This is a genomic window from Streptomyces sp. NPDC012466 (assembly GCF_042955215.1).
Classification (GTDB): domain Bacteria; phylum Actinomycetota; class Actinomycetes; order Streptomycetales; family Streptomycetaceae; genus Streptomyces.
This window is the reverse complement of record NZ_JBIBEQ010000009.1, coordinates 243841-264308: the sequence shown is the minus strand read 5'-3', so window position 1 is coordinate 264308 and position 20468 is coordinate 243841. Positions and strand designations below refer to the sequence as shown.

20 protein-coding genes are annotated in these 20468 nt (G+C 71.8%); 15 read left to right on the top strand and 5 right to left on the bottom strand.

Annotated elements, in window-relative coordinates; translation table 11 throughout:
• Nucleotides 1–16 precede the first annotated feature (16 nt).
• The gene (locus ACFY9E_RS31165; RefSeq protein ID WP_390989533.1) at nucleotides 17–682 is read right to left on the bottom strand and encodes an N-acetylmuramoyl-L-alanine amidase; all 666 of its coding nucleotides are present in this window, start codon (nucleotides 680–682) and stop codon (nucleotides 17–19) included.
• Between the two features lie 60 nt (nucleotides 683–742).
• On the opposite strand from ACFY9E_RS31165, the gene mnmA reads away from it, so the two are divergent.
• Entirely contained in the window at nucleotides 743–1873 is a 1131-nt protein-coding gene (gene mnmA, locus ACFY9E_RS31160; protein ID WP_390989531.1) for a tRNA 2-thiouridine(34) synthase MnmA, read from the top strand.
• Nucleotides 1874–1930: 57 nt separating this feature from the next.
• On the opposite strand, the gene ACFY9E_RS31155 is transcribed toward mnmA, so the two are convergent.
• Together ACFY9E_RS31155 and ACFY9E_RS31150 are read right to left on the bottom strand one after the other, a co-directional pair.
• On the bottom strand, nucleotides 1931–2713 hold the full coding sequence (locus ACFY9E_RS31155) for an alpha/beta fold hydrolase (protein ID WP_390989529.1): 783 nt from the start codon (nucleotides 2711–2713) through the stop codon (nucleotides 1931–1933).
• A gap of 61 nt (nucleotides 2714–2774) precedes the next feature.
• Nucleotides 2775–3098: a DUF427 domain-containing protein gene (locus ACFY9E_RS31150; protein WP_390989527.1), complete on the bottom strand. Its 324-nt coding sequence runs from the start codon at nucleotides 3096–3098 to the stop codon at nucleotides 2775–2777.
• A gap of 84 nt (nucleotides 3099–3182) precedes the next feature.
• On the opposite strand from ACFY9E_RS31150, the gene ACFY9E_RS31145 reads away from it, so the two are divergent.
• The 6 genes from ACFY9E_RS31145 to ACFY9E_RS31120 all read left to right on the top strand — a co-directional run bounded on the left by ACFY9E_RS31145 (nucleotide 3183) and on the right by ACFY9E_RS31120 (nucleotide 11024).
• Nucleotides 3183–3986 carry a methyltransferase gene (locus ACFY9E_RS31145; RefSeq protein ID WP_390989525.1) on the top strand — a complete coding sequence of 268 codons (804 nt, stop codon included), beginning with the start codon at nucleotides 3183–3185 and terminating at the stop codon, nucleotides 3984–3986.
• Nucleotides 3983–4522 (top strand): TIGR00730 family Rossman fold protein, encoded by a 540-nt coding sequence (locus tag ACFY9E_RS31140; protein ID WP_390989523.1) that lies wholly within the window; start codon nucleotides 3983–3985, stop codon nucleotides 4520–4522. The genes ACFY9E_RS31145 and ACFY9E_RS31140 overlap by 4 nt, the downstream gene beginning before the upstream one ends.
• Before the next feature lie 26 nt (nucleotides 4523–4548).
• Nucleotides 4549–5238: an SDR family oxidoreductase gene (locus ACFY9E_RS31135; protein ID WP_390989521.1), complete on the top strand. Its 690-nt coding sequence runs from the start codon at nucleotides 4549–4551 to the stop codon at nucleotides 5236–5238.
• A 31-nt stretch (nucleotides 5239–5269) separates the two neighbouring features.
• On the top strand, nucleotides 5270–6277 hold the full coding sequence (locus tag ACFY9E_RS31130) for a methionine synthase (RefSeq protein ID WP_390989519.1): 1008 nt from the start codon (nucleotides 5270–5272) through the stop codon (nucleotides 6275–6277).
• 15 nt (nucleotides 6278–6292) lie between these two features.
• Nucleotides 6293–8488 carry an NAD-dependent DNA ligase LigA gene (ligA, locus tag ACFY9E_RS31125; RefSeq protein WP_390989518.1) on the top strand — a complete coding sequence of 732 codons (2196 nt, stop codon included), beginning with the start codon at nucleotides 6293–6295 and terminating at the stop codon, nucleotides 8486–8488.
• A 259-nt stretch (nucleotides 8489–8747) separates the two neighbouring features.
• Entirely contained in the window at nucleotides 8748–11024 is a 2277-nt protein-coding gene (locus ACFY9E_RS31120) for an EAL domain-containing protein (protein ID WP_390989516.1), read from the top strand.
• A gap of 304 nt (nucleotides 11025–11328) precedes the next feature.
• Here the strand turns inward: ACFY9E_RS31120 and ACFY9E_RS31115 are convergent, their stop codons facing one another.
• Nucleotides 11329–11916: a WHG domain-containing protein gene (locus ACFY9E_RS31115; RefSeq protein ID WP_390989514.1), complete on the bottom strand. Its 588-nt coding sequence runs from the start codon at nucleotides 11914–11916 to the stop codon at nucleotides 11329–11331.
• 88 nt (nucleotides 11917–12004) lie between these two features.
• Between ACFY9E_RS31115 and ACFY9E_RS31110 the strand changes: the two genes are divergently transcribed.
• From ACFY9E_RS31110 to gatB, 5 genes are all read left to right on the top strand, one after another.
• The gene (locus ACFY9E_RS31110) at nucleotides 12005–12376 is read left to right on the top strand and encodes a DUF4267 domain-containing protein (protein ID WP_390989512.1); all 372 of its coding nucleotides are present in this window, start codon (nucleotides 12005–12007) and stop codon (nucleotides 12374–12376) included.
• Between the two features lie 178 nt (nucleotides 12377–12554).
• Nucleotides 12555–12851: an Asp-tRNA(Asn)/Glu-tRNA(Gln) amidotransferase subunit GatC gene (gatC, locus tag ACFY9E_RS31105; protein WP_018531282.1), complete on the top strand. Its 297-nt coding sequence runs from the start codon at nucleotides 12555–12557 to the stop codon at nucleotides 12849–12851.
• Nucleotides 12852–12856: 5 nt separating this feature from the next.
• Nucleotides 12857–14350 (top strand): Asp-tRNA(Asn)/Glu-tRNA(Gln) amidotransferase subunit GatA, encoded by a 1494-nt coding sequence (gatA, locus tag ACFY9E_RS31100; protein WP_390989510.1) that lies wholly within the window; start codon nucleotides 12857–12859, stop codon nucleotides 14348–14350.
• Nucleotides 14347–14586 (top strand): hypothetical protein, encoded by a 240-nt coding sequence (locus tag ACFY9E_RS31095; protein ID WP_384166824.1) that lies wholly within the window; start codon nucleotides 14347–14349, stop codon nucleotides 14584–14586. The genes gatA and ACFY9E_RS31095 overlap by 4 nt, the downstream gene beginning before the upstream one ends.
• 16 nt (nucleotides 14587–14602) lie before the next feature.
• The gene (gene gatB, locus ACFY9E_RS31090; RefSeq protein ID WP_390989509.1) at nucleotides 14603–16117 is read left to right on the top strand and encodes an Asp-tRNA(Asn)/Glu-tRNA(Gln) amidotransferase subunit GatB; all 1515 of its coding nucleotides are present in this window, start codon (nucleotides 14603–14605) and stop codon (nucleotides 16115–16117) included.
• 62 nt (nucleotides 16118–16179) lie between these two features.
• Here gatB and ACFY9E_RS31085 read toward each other — a convergent pair whose 3' ends face one another.
• Nucleotides 16180–16983, bottom strand: coding sequence for a methyltransferase domain-containing protein (locus tag ACFY9E_RS31085; RefSeq protein WP_390989507.1), 804 nt, complete (start codon nucleotides 16981–16983; stop codon nucleotides 16180–16182).
• A gap of 191 nt (nucleotides 16984–17174) precedes the next feature.
• Here ACFY9E_RS31085 and ACFY9E_RS31080 point away from each other — a divergent pair, with 191 nt between their 5' ends.
• From ACFY9E_RS31080 to ACFY9E_RS31070, 3 genes are all read left to right on the top strand, one after another.
• Nucleotides 17175–17507: a hypothetical protein gene (locus ACFY9E_RS31080; RefSeq protein WP_390989505.1), complete on the top strand. Its 333-nt coding sequence runs from the start codon at nucleotides 17175–17177 to the stop codon at nucleotides 17505–17507.
• A gap of 158 nt (nucleotides 17508–17665) precedes the next feature.
• Nucleotides 17666–19909 (top strand): MMPL family transporter, encoded by a 2244-nt coding sequence (locus ACFY9E_RS31075; RefSeq protein ID WP_390989503.1) that lies wholly within the window; start codon nucleotides 17666–17668, stop codon nucleotides 19907–19909.
• Nucleotides 19887–20459 (top strand): GNAT family N-acetyltransferase, encoded by a 573-nt coding sequence (locus tag ACFY9E_RS31070; protein WP_390989501.1) that lies wholly within the window; start codon nucleotides 19887–19889, stop codon nucleotides 20457–20459. Before ACFY9E_RS31075 ends, ACFY9E_RS31070 begins: the two co-directional genes overlap by 23 nt.
• Nucleotides 20460–20468 lie beyond the last annotated feature (9 nt).

The window sequence follows — 20468 nt, the reverse complement described above, 5'->3', positions numbered from 1 at the left end:
CGGACGGGCCCTGCGATCACGCCGGTGTCGTACGCGCCCGCCGTATCAGGCGCATGTACTTCTCCCAGTCCCAGTGCCGCCCCGGGTCCGTGTGGTCCGTGCCCGGGACCTCCACGTGGCCGATGATGTGCTCGCGGTCGACGGGTATGTCGTAGCGGGCGCAGATCCGGGACGTGAGACGGGCCGAGGCCTCGTACATCTCGTCCGTGAAGTCCTGCGGGCGGTCCACGAAGCCCTCGTGCTCGATGCCGACACTGCGTTCGTTGTAGTCGCGGTTGCCCGCGTGGTAGGCCACGTCCAGCTCGCGGATCATCTGGGCGACCCGCCCGTCCTGCCCGACGATGTAGTGTGCCGCCGCCTTGTGCCCCGGGTCCTGGAAGGCCTTCACCGCGCTGTCGAAACTGCCCTGCGTGACATGGACGACCACCATGTCTACGCCGTAGTCGTCGGGGCGGTCCGCACGGCGCCAGTTGGCGTCCGACGCCGCCACCCAGCGCGCCCCCGCGTAGTCGACCTCGCCCTCCTTGCGCGGCTTCTCGACGCCCGGAGCACGCCACCACAGACGCGCCAGCTCGTCCCGGGCCAGCGCGGCGGAGCCCGCCGCGGCCACCGTGCCGCCGATCAGCAGCGCGCGGCGGCCGACCTTCCGGTCGCCGTCCTTCGAAGCCTTCCGCTCTCCCATGTGATCGTCAACGGATACCCGGCGGTCCTGGTTCCCGCGCCCCCGTACCCTGGAAGGGTTATGACTGAGACCCCGCAGCGCCCCCGCCCCCTCCGCGTCCTGGCCGCCATGTCCGGCGGAGTCGACTCCGCCGTCGCCGCCGCCCGCGCGGCCGAAGCGGGCCACGACGTGACCGGCGTCCACCTCGCGCTCTCCGCCAACCCCCAGTCGTTCCGCACGGGCGCGCGGGGCTGCTGCACCATCGAGGACTCGCGCGACGCCCGCCGCGCCGCGGACGTCATCGGCATCCCGTTCTACGTGTGGGACCTCGCCGACCGCTTCCGCGAGGACGTCGTCGAGGACTTCGTCGCCGAGTACGAGGCCGGCCGCACCCCCAACCCCTGCCTGCGCTGCAACGAGAAGATCAAGTTCGCCGCCCTCCTCGACAAGGCGCTCGCACTCGGCTTCGACGCGGTCTGCACCGGCCACTACGCCCAGGTGATCGTCCGCGAGGACGGCACCCGCGAACTGCACCGCGCCTCCGACATGGCCAAGGACCAGTCGTACGTCCTCGGCGTGCTCGACGACCGGCAGCTCGCCCACGCGATGTTCCCGCTCGGCGACACCGTCACCACCAAGGACGAGATCCGCGCCGAGGCCGAGCGCAGGGGCCTGGCGGTGGCCAAGAAGCCCGACTCCCACGACATCTGCTTCATCGCCGACGGCGACACCCAGGGCTTCCTCGCGAACCGGCTCGGCCGCTCCGAGGGCGACATCGTCGACGAGTCCGGCAACCGGCTCGGCACCCACGAGGGCGCGTACGGCTTCACCATCGGCCAGCGCAAGGGCCTGCGCATCGGCACCCCGGCCCCCGACGGCAAGCCGCGCTACGTCCTCGACATCTCACCGGTGGACAACACGGTGACCGTCGGCCCGGCGTCCGCCCTGGACGTCAGCGCCCTCACGGCCATCAAGCCCCGCTGGTGCGGCGCCGCCCCCGCCGGCCCCGGCACCTACACGGCCCAGCTGCGCGCCCACGGCGGCGAGACCGAGGTGACCGCCGAAGTCGTCGACGGCTCCCTGGAGGTCACCTTCACCGAGCCGGTCCGCGGCGTCGCCCCCGGGCAGGCGATCGTGCTGTACGACGGCACGCGCGTGGTGGGCTCGGCGACGATCGCCTCGACGACCCGCGCGGCGGCGGGCGTGGCCTGACCCCGCCGCGGGACCAGGGGCCCGGCTCCACACGCGCGTGGAGCCGTACCGCCCCTCTCAGCCCCGGCTGAAGAACTCCGTCAGCACCGGCGCCAGCACGTTCGGCTCCACCATGTGCGTCTGACCCTGGAGCGTGCGGTAAGTGCCCTCGGGGACGGAGTCCGCGATCGCCCGGGCCGCCTCGCGCAGCCACTCGGGGCTCGCGTCGCCCGCCACCGCCAGGACCGGGACGCCGACCGAGCCCAGCCGGGAGCGGGGGACCGTGCCGTCGCCCATCACGGCGTCGTCGTAGGCGAGGCTCGGGGCCATCGCCTCCATCCCGGCCCACATGGGGGACTGGCGGGCGCCCTGGATCATGCCCTCGGCGAGACCCGTCAGCCGCAGGAACAGCTCGACCGCGTCCCCGCGCCGCCCCTCGCCGAGCGCCTCCGTCAGCCGCTCGGTGTACCGCGCCCGTTCCCCGGCACCCTCCTCGGACATCGCGAAGGGCACCTCGTAGACGGCCACGCGCCGCACCGGCAGTCCGCTCGCCGCCGCCTCCAGCGCGAGGGCCCCGCCCGAGGAGATGCCGTACAGATGCGCCTCGCCGCCCACCGCCTCGATCACCGCGGCCAGGTCCTCGACCTCACGCTCCACGGCGTACGGAGCCGTGTCCGCACTCGCGCCGCGGCCCCGGCGGTCGTACACCACGGCCTGGAAACGCTCCGAGAGGGACACGGCCAGCGGCGCCAGCGTGCCGCCGGTCGACATCGCGCCGCTCACGAGGACGACCGCGGGGCCGTGCCCGGTGCTCTCGTAGGCGATGCGGGTGCCGTCGCGCGAAAGAGTCTTCTTGTCCATGCTCATGCAGACTGCCGCACGCCGGGGTGTTCATCGATGAGGCGGGCGGCGCGTCAGCCGATCAGAACACTTCCACTTCGTAGAAGCACAGGTGGTCCTTGATGTCGACGACGTCCGGCTTGGGGTCCGGATACGCCCAGACGAGGTCCGCCGCGTCCGGCAGCGACCAGTAGGAGGCGGTGCCCTTGAACGGGCAGTGCGTCCGTGTGCCGGACGGCGTCAGCAGGTCCAGGCGCACGTCCTCGGCCGGGATGTAGTACCGCTCGGGACAGCCCGTCTCGCGCAGGACCAGCGACCGGTCGCTCTCCGCCAGCACCTGCCCGCCGTGCACCACGCGCACGTGCCCGCCGCTCCGTTCGATGGTGATGCGATGTCCTGTGGTCACGATCGCCCCTCCTCGGGTAGCCGACTCCTCGGGTACAGCGCAGGCTGAAGCGGAGTTCTTCCCTCGCCGCAGGAGGAGGCCCCCATGCGCGCCACGGAACCGGCCGGAAACCGCTCCAGCCTGCTGCACCAGGTCCGGTACGCCCTGCGCCACCCGGAGCGGGTGCCCGCGCACGCCCGGCGTGCGGTGCGGGACGCCTGGCTGCGGCTGCGCCACCCCGACCACATCGCCTACTACCGGGCGGTGATGGCCTCGGACGCGGCCCGCAGCACCGAGGCCGCGGTGGGGCACAACCCCTCGCGCGAGCAGTGGGCGCGCATCGGCCGCATGCAGTTCGACTACCTGGTGGGCCACGGCCTCCGGCCGCACCACCGCCTCCTGGAGATCGGCTGCGGCAATCTGCGTGCCGGGCGGCTGTTCATCGACTACCTCGACACCGCGCACTACTACGGCATCGACATCTCGCCCCCCATCCTGCTCGCCGCCCAGGACACCCTCGTGGCCGAGAAGCTCCAGCCCAGACTGCCCTATCTGGTGCTCGCCGACGACCTCACCTTCGCCTTCCTGCCGGACGCGCACTTCGACGTCGTGCACGCGCACAGCGTCTTCTCGCACTCGCCGCTGCACGTCATCGAGGAGTGCTTCGCCCACGTCGGCCGGATCCTCGCACCCGGCGGGTTCTTCGACTTCACCTTCGACCGCACCGAGGGCCGGGAGCACCAGGTCCTGCACGAGGACTTCTACTACCGGACGCGGACCCTCACCGACCTCGCCGCGCGGCACGGCCTGTCCGCCCGGTTCATGGACGACTGGGAGCGCCTGCCCCACCGGCAGTCCAAAATGCGGGTCACCGTCACGGTGGACCGGGCCCGTACGGTGGGCTCATGAACATCTGTGTCTTCCTGTCCGCCGCCGACCTCGACGAGCGCTACACCCGCCCCGCGCGGGAGTTCGCCACGCTGCTGGGCAAGGGCGGCCACACGCTGGTGTGGGGCGGCTCCGACGTCGGCCTCATGAAGGTGGTCGCCGACGGGGTGCAGGAGGCGGGCGGCCGGCTGGCCGGCGTCTCCGTGCAGTTCCTGGCGGCCAAGGCCCGCCCGGGCGTCGACGAGATGGTGATCGCCAAGGACCTCGCCGAGCGCAAGAAGCTGCTCCTGGAGCGGGCCGACGCCGTGGTGATCATGGTCGGCGGGACGGGCACGCTCGACGAGGCGACCGAGATCCTGGAGCTGAAGAAGCACGGCCACACCGACAAGCCGGTGGTCCTGCTCAACACCGCGGGCTTCTACGACGGCCTGAAGGAGCAGTTCCGCCGCATGGACGCCGAGGGCTTCCTGCCCCGGCCGCTCACCGACCTGGTGTTCTTCGCCGAGGAGCCGGTGGGGGCTCTGGCGTACCTGGAGGAGAGCCGGGGCATCGAGTGACCCGGCCCTGATGCGAGCATGGCGGCATGGCTACTCATGTGATCACCGGAGCCGGCTCCGGCATCGGCGCGGCCGTGGCCCGCCGCCTGCACGCGCGCGGGGACGACCTCGTGCTGCACGCGCGCGACGCGGGCCGCGCGAAGGAGCTGGCGGCCGAGTTCCCCGGGGCGAAGACCCTGGTCGGCGACCTCGCCGACCCCGACAAGCTGTCCTGGGCCTTCTCCCACCAGTCGCTGCCGGACCGCGTCGACTCGCTGCTGCACATCGCCGGCGTCGTCGACCTCGGCCCGGTCGGCGAGCTCACCCCGAAGACCTGGCGTCACCAGCTCAACGTCAACCTGATCGCCCCCGCCGAGCTGACCCGCCACTTCCTGCCCCAGCTGCGCGCCGCCCGCGGGCACGTGATCTTCGTCAACTCCGGCGCCGGCCTGAGCGCTCATGCCGGCTGGTCCGCGTACGCCGCCTCCAAGCACGGCCTGAAGGCCCTCGCCGACTCCCTGCGCCACGAGGAGCACGCGGGCGGCGTCCGCGTCACCTCGGTCTACCCCGGCCGCACGGCCAGCCCCATGCAGGCCAAGGTCCACCAGCAGGAGGGCAAGGAGTACGACGCCTCGAAGTGGATCGACCCCGAGTCGGTCGCCACGACGATCGTCATGGCCCTGGACCTGCCGAGGGACGCAGAGGTCAACGACCTGACGGTGCGCCCGGGAGGCTGACCCCGGTCACGGCGCTGCGTAGGCTTCTCCGGTGAGCGAAAACAGCCAGTTCAGGTTCGGCGCCGCCACCGGTGTGGGATCCATGCCGGGCGGCGACGCCCGTGAGGCCGCCAAAACCGTCACCGGCACCTTCGAGGACTTCCCCTTCCTGCCCGAACTGCCCGCCCGGGGGCCCGGCGCGGACATGATCGGGCGGACCGCCGGCATGCTCGTCGAGCTCTACGCGCGCGTGGAGCCCAGCGGATGGCGGCTCGGGGACCGGCCGGGGCGCGACACCAAGAGGGCCCGCTCCTGGCTCGGCGAGGACCTCGACGCGCTGGAGGAGTTCACGCAGGAGTACCAGGGGCCGCTGAAGGTGCAGGCCGTCGGTCCCTGGACCCTCGCGGCCAACCTGGAGCTGCGCAACGGGGAGGCCGTCCTCTCCGACGCCGGTGCCTGCCGCGACCTCGCCGCCTCCCTCGCCGAGGGCCTGCGTCTGCACCTCGCCGAGGTGCGGCGGCGGATCCCCGGCGCGCAGCTCGTCCTCCAGCTCGACGAGCCGTCCCTCACCGCCGTCCTGCGCGGCCAGGTGAAGACGGCCAGCGGCTACCGCACCCACCGGGCCACCGACCGGCAGATCGTCGAGCAGACGCTGCGCGACCTCGTCGGGACGCACACCGACGGCCCGGTCGTGGTCCATTCCTGCGCGCCTGACGTGCCGTTCGTCCTGCTCCGCCGGGCCGGGGCGGCCGCCGTCTCCTTCGACTTCTCCCTCCTCACCGAGCGTGACGACGACGTGATCGGGGAGGCCGTGGAAGCCGGCACCCGGCTCTTCACCGGTGTCGTCCCGGGGACGGAGGGTCCATTGTCAGACCCTGCCGGTAGCGTCATGGGTGTCAGGACGCTGTGGCGCAGGCTGGGGCTGTCACCGGGGCTTCTCGCGGAGGCGGTCACGGTCACCCCGGCGTGCGGACTCGCGGGGGCCTCCCCGGGGTACGCGCGCACGGCTCTCGCGCACTGCGCCCGGGCGGCGAGATCCCTCGCGGACAACCCAGAGTAACGGGAGGACGACACGGTGGCCGGCGACAAGCAAGCGGAGACGACGACGGTGCCCGCCGAGGCACGGGAGAAGCACGCGCGCCTCGCGGAGCAGATCGAGGAGCACCGCTTCCGCTACTACGTGAAGGACGCTCCCGTCGTCAGCGACGCGGAGTTCGACCAGCTGCTGCGTTCCCTGGAGGCGCTGGAGGAGGAGCACCCGGAGCTGCGCACCCCGGACTCGCCGACGCAGAAGGTGTCCGGCTCGTACGAGACGGAGTTCACGGCGGTCGAGCACCGCCAGCGCATGCTCTCCCTCGACAACACGTTCAACGACGAGGAGATGGCCGCCTGGACGGAGCGCATCGCCAGGGAACTGGGCGAGCAGGAGTACCACTTCCTGTGCGAGCTCAAGGTCGACGGCCTCGCCGTGAACCTCACCTACGAGCACGGCCGCCTCACCCGCGCGGCCACCCGCGGCGACGGCCGCACCGGTGAGGACATCACACCGAACGTGCGGACGATCGCCGAGATCCCCGACCGCCTCAAGGGCGACGAAGTCCCCGACCTCGTGGAGATCCGCGGCGAGGTCTACTTCCCGATGGAAAAGTTCCAGGAGCTCAACGCCCGCCTCGTCGAGGCCGGTGACAAGCCCTTCGCCAACCCGCGCAACGCGGCGGCCGGTTCCCTTCGCCAGAAGGACCCGCGCGTCACCGCCACCCGCCCCCTGCACATGGTGGTCCACGGCATCGGCGCCCTGGAGGGCTTCACCGGCCTGACCCGCCTCTCCCAGGCCTACGACCTGCTGAAGACCTGGGGCCTGCCCACCTCCCGGCACAACAAGGTGGTCGACGGACTGGAGGGCGTCAGGGAGTTCATCGCCCACTTCGGCGAGAACCGCCACTCCGTGGAGCACGAGATCGACGGCGTGGTCGTCAAGCTCGACCAGATCCCTCTCCAGGGCCGCCTCGGCTCCACCTCGCGCGCACCGCGCTGGGCGATCGCGTACAAGTACGCGCCGGAGGAGGTCAACACCAAGCTCGTCAACATCCGCGTGGGCGTGGGCCGCACGGGCCGCGTCACCCCGTACGCCCAGGTCGAACCGGTCACGGTCGCGGGCTCCGAGGTCGAGTTCGCCACGCTGCACAACCAGGACGTGGTCAAGGCCAAGGGCGTCCTCATCGGTGACACGGTCGTGCTGCGCAAGGCCGGTGACGTCATCCCGGAGATCCTCGGCCCCGTCGCCGACCTGCGCGACGGCAGCGAGCGCGAGTTCGTGATGCCGAGCGAGTGCCCCGAGTGCGGCACGCCGCTGCGGCCGATGAAGGAGGGCGACGTCGACCTGCGCTGCCCGAACGCCCGCACCTGCCCGGCCCAGTTGCGCGAGCGCCTGTTCTACCTCGCGGGCCGCAAGGCCCTGGACATCGAGCACTTCGGCTACGTCGCCGCCGCCGCCCTCACCGCCCCGCTGGAGCCGAAGACCCCGCCGCTCGTCGACGAGGGCGACCTGTTCGACCTCACCATCGAGCAGCTGCTGCCCATCAAGGCGTACGTCCTCGACCCGGACAGCGGTCTGCCCAAGCGCGACCCGAAGACCGGCGAGGAGAAGGTCGCCACGATCTTCGCCAACCAGGAGGGCAAGCCCCGCAAGAACGCGGTGGCCATGCTGGAGAACATCGCGGCGGCCAAGGAGCGCCCCCTCGCCCGCGTCATCACCAGCCTGTCGATCCGTCACGTCGGGCCCGTCGCGGCCGAGGCGCTGGCCCGCGAGTTCCGCTCGATCGAGCGGATCGACCAGGCCACGGAGGAGGAGCTGGCGGTCACCGAGGGCGTCGGTTCGACCATCGCAGCCTCCCTCAAGCAGTGGTTCGCCGAGGACTGGCACCGCGACATCATCCGTAAGTGGAAGGCCGCAGGCGTCCGCCTGGAGGCCGACAGCACCGGCGAGGACGAGGGGCCGCGCCCTCTCGAAGGACTCACCGTCGTCGTCACCGGCACGCTCGAACACTTCACGCGGGACGGCGCCAAGGAGGCGCTGCAGAGCCGCGGTGCGAAGGTGACCGGCTCGGTTTCGAAGAAGACGTCCTTCGTGGTGGTGGGTGACAGTCCCGGATCGAAGTACGACAAGGCGATGCAGCTGAAGGTTCCGGTCCTGAACGAGGAGGGTTTCCGCGTCCTGCTGGAGCAGGGACCGGACGCGGCGGCCGAAGTCGCGCTTTCGGCCGAGGAGTAGCGGTTGAAGGCCACCCGTTCGGCGCATACCAGATGCATACGGGTGGCCGGGGCGCATTCGGGCAACCGTCGGCGACCGCTGCCCGAGGAAGCCTTCTGCGGCCTACTGTTGAGATGTGCGCCTGCCGTGCCCAGCTGCGGTCGGGGCATCTTCGTGCTCGCACAGAGCGCGGGGAAGGGTTTTCCAGCGCGGGCCGCCCAAGGGTTGTCGGGCACCGGGCCGCGGGGCGTGGGCACCGCCGGCTGTGAGAGGGACGGGAATGGAACCGACCGAGAGCGCCGTGCCGGGCTCACGGCTGCGTCTGCGCCGCATGGCGGTCGCATGGCGCGCAGTCCGTGGGGCCGGGCGGCCGGCGGGACGTCCGGGTACTGAGGTGCGCGCCGTCGGACAGTACACCCCGGACGGGCGCGCCGGCGCGGGGCGCGCCGCCGACGGCTCCGGCGCACAACCGATCTCCGAACACACCTCCGGACTGGCCGCCGAGGACGCGGACGGTGAACGGCACCACTCCTGGCCCGCGCTGCCCGCGGCTGTCGTCGCGGCGGCCGGGTTCGTCCTGGGCGCGGGCTTCTACCGCGCCTTCACCGATGGCCACGCCCTCTTCCCGTCCGGCACGGCCGGCTGGGCGCTGGCCGTGCTGACCGGCGTCATCGTCGGCCACCTCGTCATGCTGGGCCGCTCCCGCTGGTGGGGCGGCACCGGCTCGGGCGCCGCCCTCACCCTCGCCGTGCTGCTGCTCTACGGCTGGGTTCCGGCCGGCATGGTCAGCCTGACGGTCGTCGTGCTCGTCGGGATAGCCCGCCGCAACCGCTGGCGCCAGGGCGTGCTGCACGGCGCCGTCGACCTCCTCGGCATCGGCGCCGGCGCGCTCGTGCTGGGCGTCTTCGGAAGCGTGCCGTCCGTCGAGTCCCCGGCGGAGCCCGCCGCCTGGACACTGACCACCGCACCCCAGGTGGCCCTGGTCGCCGCCGCCTACCTGACGGTCAACCGCGTCCTGCTCTGGTACCTGCACGCCCCGCGCCCCGGCCTGCCCACCGTCGCCCGCACCGCCCTGGTCAGACACGGCCTGGTCGCGGTCGCGCTGCTGGGAATCGCGCCGCTGGTCTGCGTGGTCGCCGCGGCCAAGCCGATCCTGCTGCCGCTGTTCGCCATCCCGCTCATCGCCCTGGATTCCACCCTGTGGATAGCCCGGGCCCGCGCGGAGGAGCAACTGCGCGACCCGCTGACCGGGCTGCCCAACCGTCAGTGGCTGCTGGAGCGCATCTGGACCGCACTGGACGATGCGGAGCGGATCAACGCCCGTGCCGCGTTGATGCTGATCGACCTCGACCGGTTCCGGTCGGTCAACGACACGCTCGGTCATCTCGCCGGTGACCGGCTGCTGTTGCAGATCGCCGACCGGCTGCGGGTGGCTCTGCCGCGCGGGGCGGAGGCCGCCCGGCTCGGCGGGGACGAGTTCGCCGTCTTACTGCCCGTCGCCGACTCCACGACCTCCGCGACCCGCGTCGCCCGCAACCTCGTCGCCGCGCTCAGCTCCCCGCTCGACCTCGACGGCCTCACCCTCGTGCTGGAGGCCAGCGCCGGAGTCGCCGTCTTCCCCGACCACGCCTTGGACGCCGAAGGGCTGCTGCGGCGGGCGGACGTGGCGATGTACCAGGCGAAGCGGGACCGCACCGGCGTCGAGGTCTACGAGTCCAAGCGCGACTCCAACACCCCCGACCGGCTCGGCCTGCTGGGCGATCTGCGCCGCGCCCTCGACGCCCACGAGGTGCATCTGCACTACCAGCCCAAGGTCCGCTTCGACGGTCAGGTCGCGGGCCTGGAGGCCCTGGTCCGCTGGGTGCACCCCGAGCGGGGCAAGGTGCCGCCGGACGAGTTCATAGCGATCGCCGAGTCCTCGGGCCTGATGCCCCACCTCACCGAGTACGTGCTGGAGACCGCCCTCGGCCAGGTCGCGCGCTGGCGGAGCCAGGGCCTGTTCGTCCCGGTCGCGGTGAACGTCTCCCCGCGCGATGTGCACACCCCCGGCTTCGCCGGCTCCGTCGCCGCCCGGCTGGCCCGGCACGGCGTCCCGGCGGGAGCGCTCCAACTGGAGATCACCGAGCACGTCCTCCTGGAGGACCCGCAGCGCGCCGCCGACACCCTCAACCAACTGACCGCGCACGGCGTGAAGATGTCCCTCGACGACTTCGGCACGGGCTACTCCTCGCTCGTTCACCTGCGCCGGCTGCCGGTCAGCGAGCTGAAGATCGACCGCTCCTTCGTGGCCCGGCTCGCGGTCGACACCGAGGACGCGGAGATCGTGCGCTGCACGGTCGACCTCGCCCACTCCCTCGGCCTGCTCGTGGTCGCCGAGGGCGTCGAGGACGACGAGACCTGGGAGCGCCTGCGCGACCTCGGCTGCGACGCCGTCCAGGGCTGGCTGGTCGCGGCGGCGATGCCCCCGGAGGAGACCACGGCGTGGCTGCGGGCGCGGGGGCCCCGGGGCTGGCAGCGGCCGCGCGCCGCGCTGCCCGCAGCGACCGCCGACGAGTAGGCCGACGCCCCGGCCGTGCCGCCCGCACGGCTCGGTGGTTCGAACGAAGGGTGCCCCTCCCGCCTGTCGGTGACAGGTGGCGGCCCTCCCACGCACCGACGAAGGGGGCCCGGCCCTCCCACCCGCTGGCGAAGGTGGCCCTGCGGCCCGGGGCTCCGCCCGCCCGGCTCGGCGGTTCGGGCGGGGGTGAGATTCTCCCGTCGGCGTCGCCCGGTGACCGGCCCGCCCGCGCGTGCGGCGTGGTGCGGCAGCGGCGGTTCGTGTCGCCCGGTGCGCCGCTGCTCCACTCCTCCCGGACGAGCGCTCAGTCCGTGCCCTGGGGCACGAAGTGGCCGATCAGCAGCGCCAGCCGTCGCTCGTGCGCCTCTTCGGGCAGCCGGCCGCTGCGCATCAGGGTCACCAGCCCGTGCAGCCCGGCCCAGTACGTCTCCGTCAGCAACCCCGTGTCCTCGCCCTCGGCCGCGATCGGCTGGACGGCCTGCAGCAGTTCGCCGAAGGCGTCCTGGAGGGGCGCCGGCGCCTCGGGCGTGGCGAACGGCAGGTCCACCGTGAGCGTGAACATCGCGTCGTAGAGCGCGGGCCGCCGCCGGGCGAAGGCGGTGTACGCCCCGCCCACCGCCGCCAGCGCCTCGCGGGCGCTCCCGGCCGCCGTGCGCGCCGCGCGAAGCTCAACGGCCAGGTCGGCGCAGCCCTGCACCGCCACGGCCGCCATGATCGCGCCCTTGCCCTTGAAGTGGCTGTAGAGGACCGGCTGGCTGTACTCGATCTCATCGGCGAGCCGGCGCGTGGTCACCGCGTCCCAGCCCTCCGCCTCCGCCAGTTCCCGTGCGGCCGTCACGATCAGCCGCTCGCGTTCCGCTCGTTCGCGCTCCCGGCGCGTCTGGATCGTCATGCCCGAAATCCTAGCACCGCTAGCGTTTCTGTCGGTGCTCTGCTAGCTTCGCTCTCATCCCTAGCGCTGCTAGAAATCGAGGAGAGACGTGACCGTCACCGCGTACACCCTGGCCATCGTGCTCAACGTGTTCTGCCTGTTCCTCGGCTACCGGTTCCTGTTCCAGCCGGCCCCGGCCGCCGCGGGCTACGGCGTTCCGGCCGACCCCGGCGGCGATGCCGGCGCCTACCTGACGATCAAGGGCCTGCGGGACGGCACCCTCGGGCTGGCCGGCCTGGCGGTGCTCGTCTTCGCGGGGGCCCGGCCAGAGGCCTGGTTCATGCTCGCGGTGGCACTCGTGCCGCTCGGCGACACACTGATCGTGCTGCGCCACGGCGGTACGAAGGCGGTGGCCTTCGGAATCCACTTCGCCACCGCGGTCGTCGTCCTGATCATTGCCGGACTGCTCTTCGCCGTCTGAGCGCGCCCACACCGCCCTCCGGCGACGGGATGCGGGCGCCGCACGAGGGCCACTTCCCGAGGAGCGGGGCCCGGGAGAACCGCCGTCACAGACGGCCGGACCAAACCGTTTCACGGGCACGGCCCCTCGCCCCATAGGATTGGGCCAAATCCATTCACTCACCCCAGAGGATCGCTGCATGCCTGGCATCACGCGCGAGGAGGTCGCCCACCTCGCCCGGCTGGCGCGTCTGGAGCTGAAGCCCGAAGAGCTCGACCACTTCGCGGGACAGCTGGACGACATCATCGGCGCGGTCGCCCGCGTCAGTGAGGTCGCCGACCAAGACGTACCGCCGACCTCGCACCCGCTCCCGCTGACGAACGTCATGCGCGCGGACGAGGTCCGTCCGTCGCTCACCCCCGAGCAGGCGCTCTCCGGCGCCCCGGCCCAGGAGCAGCAGCGTTTCAAGGTGCCGCAGATCCTGGGGGAGGACTAACAGCCATGACGGACATCATCAAGCTCACGGCAGCCGAGACCGCCGCGAAGATCGCCTCCGGCGAGCTCACCGCGGTCCAGGTCACGGAGGCCCACCTCGCCCGCATCGAGGCCGTCGACGAGAAGGTGCACGCCTTCCTGCACGTCGACCGCGAGGGCGCCCTGGCCCAGGCCCGTGCCGTCGACGAGAAGCGCGCCAGGGGCGAGAAGCTCGGCCCGCTGGCCGGTGTGCCCCTCGCGCTGAAGGACATCTTCACCACCGAGGGCATCCCGACCACGGTCGGCTCGAAGATCCTCGAGGGCTGGATCCCGCCGTACGACGCGACGGTCACCCAGCGGCTGAAGGCCGCCGACGTGGTCATCCTCGGCAAGACCAACATGGACGAGTTCGCCATGGGGTCCTCCACCGAGAACAGCGCCTACGGCCCGACCGGCAACCCCTGGGACCTGACCAAGATCCCCGGCGGCTCCGGTGGTGGTTCCTCCGCCGCGCTGGCCGCGCACATGGCCCCCCTCGCCATCGGCACCGACACGGGCGGCTCCATCCGCCAGCCCGCCGCCGTCACCGGCACGGTCGGTGTGAAGCCGACGTACGGCGGGGTGTCCCGCTACGGCATGGTGGCCTTCTCCTCCTCCCTCGACCAGGGCGGCCCCTGCGCCCGCACGGTCCTGGACGCGGCTCTGCTCCACGAGGTGATCGCGGGGCACGACCCGCTCGACTCCACCTCCATCGACGCCCCGGTCCCGCCGGTCGTCGAGGCCGCCCGCAACGGCTCGGTCGAGGGCATGCGCGTCGGCGTAGTCAAGCAGTTCCGCGGCGAGGGTTACCAGGCCGGGGTCATCCAGCGGTTCGACGAGTCCGTCGCGCTGCTCAAGGAGCTGGGCGCCGAGATCGTCGAGCTGGACTGCCCGTCCTTCGACCTGGCGCTGTCGGCGTACTACCTGATCGCGCCCTCCGAGTGCTCCTCCAACCTCGCCCGCTTCGACGGCCTGCGGTACGGCCTGCGGACCGGCGACGACGGCACGCACTCCGCCGAGGAAGTCACCTCCCTCACCCGCGAGGCCGGCTTCGGCCCGGAGGTCAAGCGCCGCATCATGCTCGGCACCTACGCCCTGTCGAGCGGCTACTACGACGCCTACTACGGCAGCGCCCAGAAGGTCCGCACGCTCATCAAGCAGGACTTCGACAAGGCGTTCGAGCAGGTCGACGTGATCGTCTCCCCGACGACGCCGACCACCGCCTTCGCGATCGGCGAGCGCGCCGACGACCCGATGGCGATGTACCTCGCCGACCTGTGCACCATCCCGACCAACCTGGCGGGCAACGCGGCCATGTCGCTGCCGTGTGGTCTCGCCCCGGAGGACAACCTCCCGGTCGGTCTGCAGATCATCGCCCCCGTCATGAAGGACGACCGCCTGTACAAGGTGGGTGCGGCCGTCGAGGCCGCCTTCGTGGAAAAGTGGGGCCACCCGCTGATCGAGGAGGCTCCGTCGCTGTGAGCGCACTGTCCAAGGCCAAGGGCTTCAAGAAGTCCAAGTCCGGTCTCTACATCTCGATGGCCACGTCGGCGTTCGGCGCCGTCGGGGTCTACAAGCAGATCAAGAAGGCCCGCGGAGACAACGACACGCTGCGGCTGCTCGACGCCGTCGTGACCGGAGCCGCGGTCGTCACCAACCTGGCCATTCTCTATCGCGAGCTGAAGCAGCTGGGCGACGAAGACGTTCTGCTGGGCTGAGAGGGAAGTACTCACCGTGACCACCACGACCGACCTGGTGTCGTACGAGGACGCACTCGCGTCGTACGACCCCGTCATGGGCCTCGAGGTCCATGTCGAACTCGGCACCAAGACCAAGATGTTCTGCGGCTGCTCGACCGCCCTCGGCCAGGACGCCAACGCGCAGACCTGCCCGGTCTGCCTCGGCCTGCCCGGCGCGCTCCCGGTCGTCAACGCGACCGGCGTCGAGTCCGCCATCAAGATCGGCCTCGCGCTGAACTGCGAGATCGCCGAGTGGTGCCGTTTTGCCCGGAAGAACTACTTCTATCCGGACATGCCGAAGAACTTCCAGACCTCCCAGTACGACGAGCCGATCGCCTTCAACGGCTACCTCGACGTGCAGCTGGAGGACGGCGAGACCTTCCGCGTGGAGATCGAGCGCGCCCACATGGAGGAGGACACCGGCAAGTCGACCCACGTCGGTGGCGCGACGGGCCGTATCCACGGCGCCTCGCACTCGCTGCTGGACTACAACCGCGCCGGCATCCCGCTCATCGAGATCGTCACCAAGCCGATCGAGGGCGCGGGCGAGCGTGCCCCCGAGGTCGCGCGGGCCTACGTCCGTGAGCTGCGCGAGCTCATCAAGGCGCTCGGCGTTTCCGAGGCCCGGATGGAGATGGGCCAGATGCGCTGCGACGTGAACCTGTCGCTGCGCCCGAACGGCACCCAGAAGTTCGGCACCCGCTCCGAGACGAAGAACGTGAACTCGCTGCGGTCCGTGGAGCGCGCGGCCCGCTTCGAGATCCAGCGGCACGCGGCCGTGCTGTCGTCCGGCGGGACGATCATCCAGGAGACCCGCCACTTCCACGAGGACACGGGGTCCACGACCTCGGGCCGGGTGAAGGAGGAGGCCGAGGACTACCGGTACTTCCCGGAGCCCGACCTCGTCCCCGTGGCCCCCTCCCGTGAATGGGTCGAGGAGATCCGCGCCGGGCTGCCCGAGCTGCCGCTGGTCCGCCGCAACCGGCTCCGTGAGGAGTGGGGCGTCTCGGCCACCGACATGCAGGCGATCCTCAACGCCGGTGCTCTGGAGCCGATCGTCGCCACCATCGAGGCCGGGGCCGACGCGGCGTCCGCCCGCAAGTGGTGGATGGGCGAGCTGGCCCGCAGCGCCAACGAGTCGGGCAAGGCGCTCGACGAGCTGGCGATCACGCCGGCCCAGGTCGCCCGGGTCACCGAGCTCGTCGCGAAGGGCGACCTGAACGACAAGCTGGCCCGGCAGGTCATCGAGGGCGTCCTCGCGGGCGAGGGCACCCCGGACGAGGTCGTCGACAAGCGGGGCCTGAAGGTCGTCTCCGACGAGGGCGCCCTCACCACCGCCGTCGAGGAGGCCATCGCCGGCAACCCGGCCATCGCGGACAAGATCCGCGGCGGCAAGGTGGCCGCGGCCGGCGCCCTGGTCGGCGCGGTCATGAAGGCGACCCGGGGGCAGGCCGACGCGGCCCGCGTCAAGGAACTGATCCTGGAGAAGCTGGGCGTCAGCGAGGGCTGAGCCCCGCCGACGCGACCGAGGGGGGATGCGCCGAACCCGGCGCATCCCCCCTCGTCATGCGCTCAGAGGCGACGTCCCACGACCCGGACGAAGCCCAGCGTCTCGCCCCGGTCGAGGCGCAGCATCTCGGCACACTGTCCGGCCATCCGGACGTGCCACTCGTCCGTGTGCTCCTCGGCCACGACCTCGCACCAGCGCAGCCAGTCGCGCCAGCCGTCCTCCAGCCAGTCGGCCGTCTCGACCTCGACGGCACCGCTGCGGGTCCAGTGGCGCCGCCACCACGCGGCGGTGTGGAAGCACCAGAACCCGGGCTCCCAGTACGGCTTGAGGTGCTCCGGCGGCTCGACGCCGTCGATCTCCTCGCGCAGCGCCGGTACGACGACGCCGATCCGCCCGCCGGGCTTCAGCAGCCGCGTCAGCTCGGGCAGGTACAGGTCATTGGTGCCGAAGTACTGGTACGCGTCGATGGAGACGATCGCGTCGAAGCTGCTCTCGCCGAACGGCAGGTCGTGCGCCTCGGCGAGCACGGGCAGGACGCGGTCGGCGACACCCGCCTCGGCGATGCGCCCGGCGTTCTCGTCCGGCTTGACCCACAGGTCGGCGGCGGTGACCTGGACGTCGTACTCCTTGGCGAGGAAGACCGACGTCATGGCGCGGCCGCAGCCCAGGTCGAGCACGCGGGATCCGGGGCTCAGGGTGTCGAGCCCCAGGGCGGGGGCCAGCCACTCCAGCAGCCACAGCGCGTGCGGGCCCATCTGGTTGTCGATGGTCCAGCGGGCGTCGTAGCCGTTGCTGCGCGGATAGCCGGGGTGACTCACACGGTCAGTGAGGGGGTCGTTCGAGGTCCGGGAAGTGATGTCCGACATCGGTGGACGGGCTCCTTGAGTCCTTGAGGAAGAAAGGGGATGCGTAGGAGCTCGGTCGGACCGTCAAACAATGCACCTGCTTCGGCCGGGCGGCGGGATGCCGCGGGCATTCCTCGGACCAGCGGACGCTAACAGCCGGCCCACCGGCCCCGCACCCGGTTTTCCCCACCCGGCGCGCTACCGTCTCGGCCATGAGTGGACGTGCTGATTCCGACACCGATCCCGAGACAGCGGACTCGGAGACGGCCGCCGGGCAGGACGAGGCCGACGACCTCATGGAAGACGCGCGCCGGGCCCGCTGGACGGCGGCCGCCACCGGCGCCGCACTGACCCTGGCGGGTCTCGCCGCGGCGCTGCTCCGCCTGACCGGCTCCGCACCGGCGCTCGTCCCGGCCGCATACGCCGGCGGGGCCGCCGTATGCGCTGCCGCCGCCGTGCTGGGCTCCCGGGGCCGCACCCGGCGCGCGCTGTGGCTGCTGGTCGCGGGCGTGATGGTGATGGCGCTGGGGGACCAGTTCGACTGAGGCCGGACGCTGTGAATAAGCCCACGAAACCGACAAATGATCTCGTGGGTTTGTCAGAGTGGCAGCGCATTGCTCATGCGTTCTTTGCTGGCCGTTCAGTTCACGTACGACTGTTCCCGGTCAAAGATCCACACAAGGCAACTCCGGGAGCACGTTTCGTGGCAGCCCTCGCACGCTGGTGTGTCCAGCGCCGTCTGCTCAGCGTCCTGCTGTGGCTCCTCGCGTTCTCAGGGATCGCCGCGGGCGCCGCCGTCGCCGGCACCACGTACTCGAACGACTACCAGGTCCCCGGTACCGAGTCGGGCCGTGCCGCCGAGCTGCTCCACGAGGGCTTCCCGCAGCTCGGCGGGGACAGCGACACCGTCGTCTGGCACACCTCCGGCGGCGTCCGCGCCGCCGACGTCGGGCAGACGATGACCCGCACCCTGGACCGGATCGAGAACCTCCCCGGCGTGGCCTCGGTCACCAGCCCCTACGACGGGCCGGGCGCGGGCCGCATCAGCGCGGACGGCCGCACGGCGTACGCCTCGGTCACCTTCGACGACCAGGCCGAGGACATCGGCAAGGGCGAGGCACAGGCCGTCGTCGACACCGCGAAGAGCGCCGAGACCGACGGGCTCCAGGTGGAGCTGGGCGGCAGCGCCGTCGCGCTCACCGAGTCCTCCGGCGGGCACCTCGCCGAGATCGTCGGCGTGATCGTCGCCGCGGTGGTGCTGTTCCTCGCCTTCGGCTCGCTCGCCGCGTCCCTGCTGCCCATCGCCACCGCCCTGGTCGGCGTCGGCACCGCCTACGCCGGGATCGTGCTGCTCGGGCACGCCATGACCGTCGCCGACTTCGCGCCCATGCTGGGCATGCTGATCGGGCTCGGCGTCGGCATCGACTACGCGCTGTTCATCGTCACCAGACACCGGCGCGGGCTGAAACGCGGGCTGTCCGTCACCGAGGCGGCCACGAACGCCGTCGCGACCACGGGACGGGCCGTCGTCTTCGCGGGTGCCACCGTTTGCATCGCCCTGCTGGGCATGCTGATCCTCCGGCTGAGCTTCCTCAACGGCGTCGCCGTCGCGGCCAGCCTCACCGTGGTCCTCACCGTCGCCGCCTCCGTGACCCTGCTGCCCGCCCTGCTGTCCCTCATCGGCATGCGCGCGCTCAGCCGCCGTGAGCGCCGCCGTCTCGCGGAGCACGGGCCGGAACCCGAGGTGCCCACCGGCTTCGCGGCCCGCTGGTCGGCGTTCGTGGAGCGCCACCCCAAGGTGCTCGGCGCGGTCGCCCTGGTCGTCATGGCCGTCCTCGCGCTGCCCACCTTCTCCCTGCACCTGGGCACCTCCGACCAGGGCAACGGCCCGAAGACGGCCACCACCCGGCAGGCCTACGACCTTCTGGCAGACGGCTTCGGCCCGGGGGTGAACGGCCCGCTCACCCTCGTCACGAAGGTCGACGGAGCCGGCGACAAGCTCGCCCTGGACAACCTCGACGGCACCCTCCGCGCCACCGACGGCGTCGCCGCGGTGACCCCGGTGACCTTCGATTCCGGCGGCCACACCGCGTACCTCACCGTCGTCCCGGAGTCCTCCCCGCAGTCGCAGCAGACCAGCGACCTCGTCGACCGGCTGCGCGGCGAGGTGCTGCCGCGTGCCGAGGCGGGCACCTCCCTGGACGTGCAGGTGGGCGGCATGACGGCCGGCTACGACGACTTCGCCGACGTCATCGTCTCCAAGCTGCCCGTGTTCGTCGGGGTCGTCATCGGCCTGGGCTGTCTGCTGCTCCTGCTCGCCTTCCGGTCCGTCGGCATACCGCTGAAGGCCGCCGCTATGAACGTCGCCGCCGTGGCCTCCGCCTTCGGCGTGGTGGTCGCGATCTTCCAGTGGGGCTGGGGCAGCGAACTGCTCGGCCTCGGCAGCGCGGGGCCCATCGAGCCCTTCCTGCCCGTGATCATGGTGTCGGTGCTGTTCGGCCTCTCCATGGACTACCAGGTCTTCCTGGTCAGCCGGATGTACGAGGAATGGCTGGAGACCGGCGACAACCGGCGGGCCGTGCGCGTCGGCCTCGCCGAGACCAGCCGGGTGATCAACTCGGCGGCGGTCATCATGATCTCGGTCTTCCTCGCCTTCGTCCTCAGCGGCGACCGGGTCATCGCCATGTTCGGCATCGCCCTGGCCGCCGCCGTCGCCCTGGACGCCTTCGTCCTGCGCACCCTCCTCGTCCCCGCCCTGATGCACCTGCTCGGCGGGGCCAACTGGTGGCTGCCCCGCTGGCTCGACAAGCGCATGCCGCGCATCAGCATCGAGCCGCCCGAGAGCCGTGCCGCCCATGAGAGGCTGGCCGCCGCGACGGACGCCGAGGTGGCGGACGTCCTGGCGGAGGAGGAGCGGCAGCGGGATGTACGCGATATCCCTGGGTGACGACGCCGAGCTGAGGCCCCTGGAGCCCTGGCACGCCGGAGAGTTCCTGGCGCACCTGGAGCGGGGCCGGGACTTCATCGGGCAGTACATCCCGTTCGGGACCACCGAGACGGACCTGGCCTCGGCGCGGGCGAAGCTCCAGCGGTACGCCGACCTGCGCGCCGCCGACACGGGCTCCTTGCACGGCCTGTGGCTGGACGGGACGCTGGTGGGCGGGGTGCTGTTCCTGAACTTCGACGCGGCGACCGGCAACTGCGAGGTCGGCTGCTGGCTGGAGCCCGCCGGAACGGGCCGGGGCCTGGTCACCCGCGCGATGCGGGTCCTCATCGACTGGGCCGTCGAGGAGCGCGGCATCCACCGCGTCGAGTGGGTCGCCGCCTCCGGCAACCAGCCGAGCCTGAACGTGGCGCGGCGACTCGGTATGACCCGTGACGGTGTGCGGCGCGAGGCACACCCCTATGGTGGCGTACGGCACGATCTCGAAGTCTGGTCGGTGCTGGCGCCCGAGTGGCGCGCCGCACGCGCGCGTGCCGCTCACGACGATCATTAAGAGACTTCT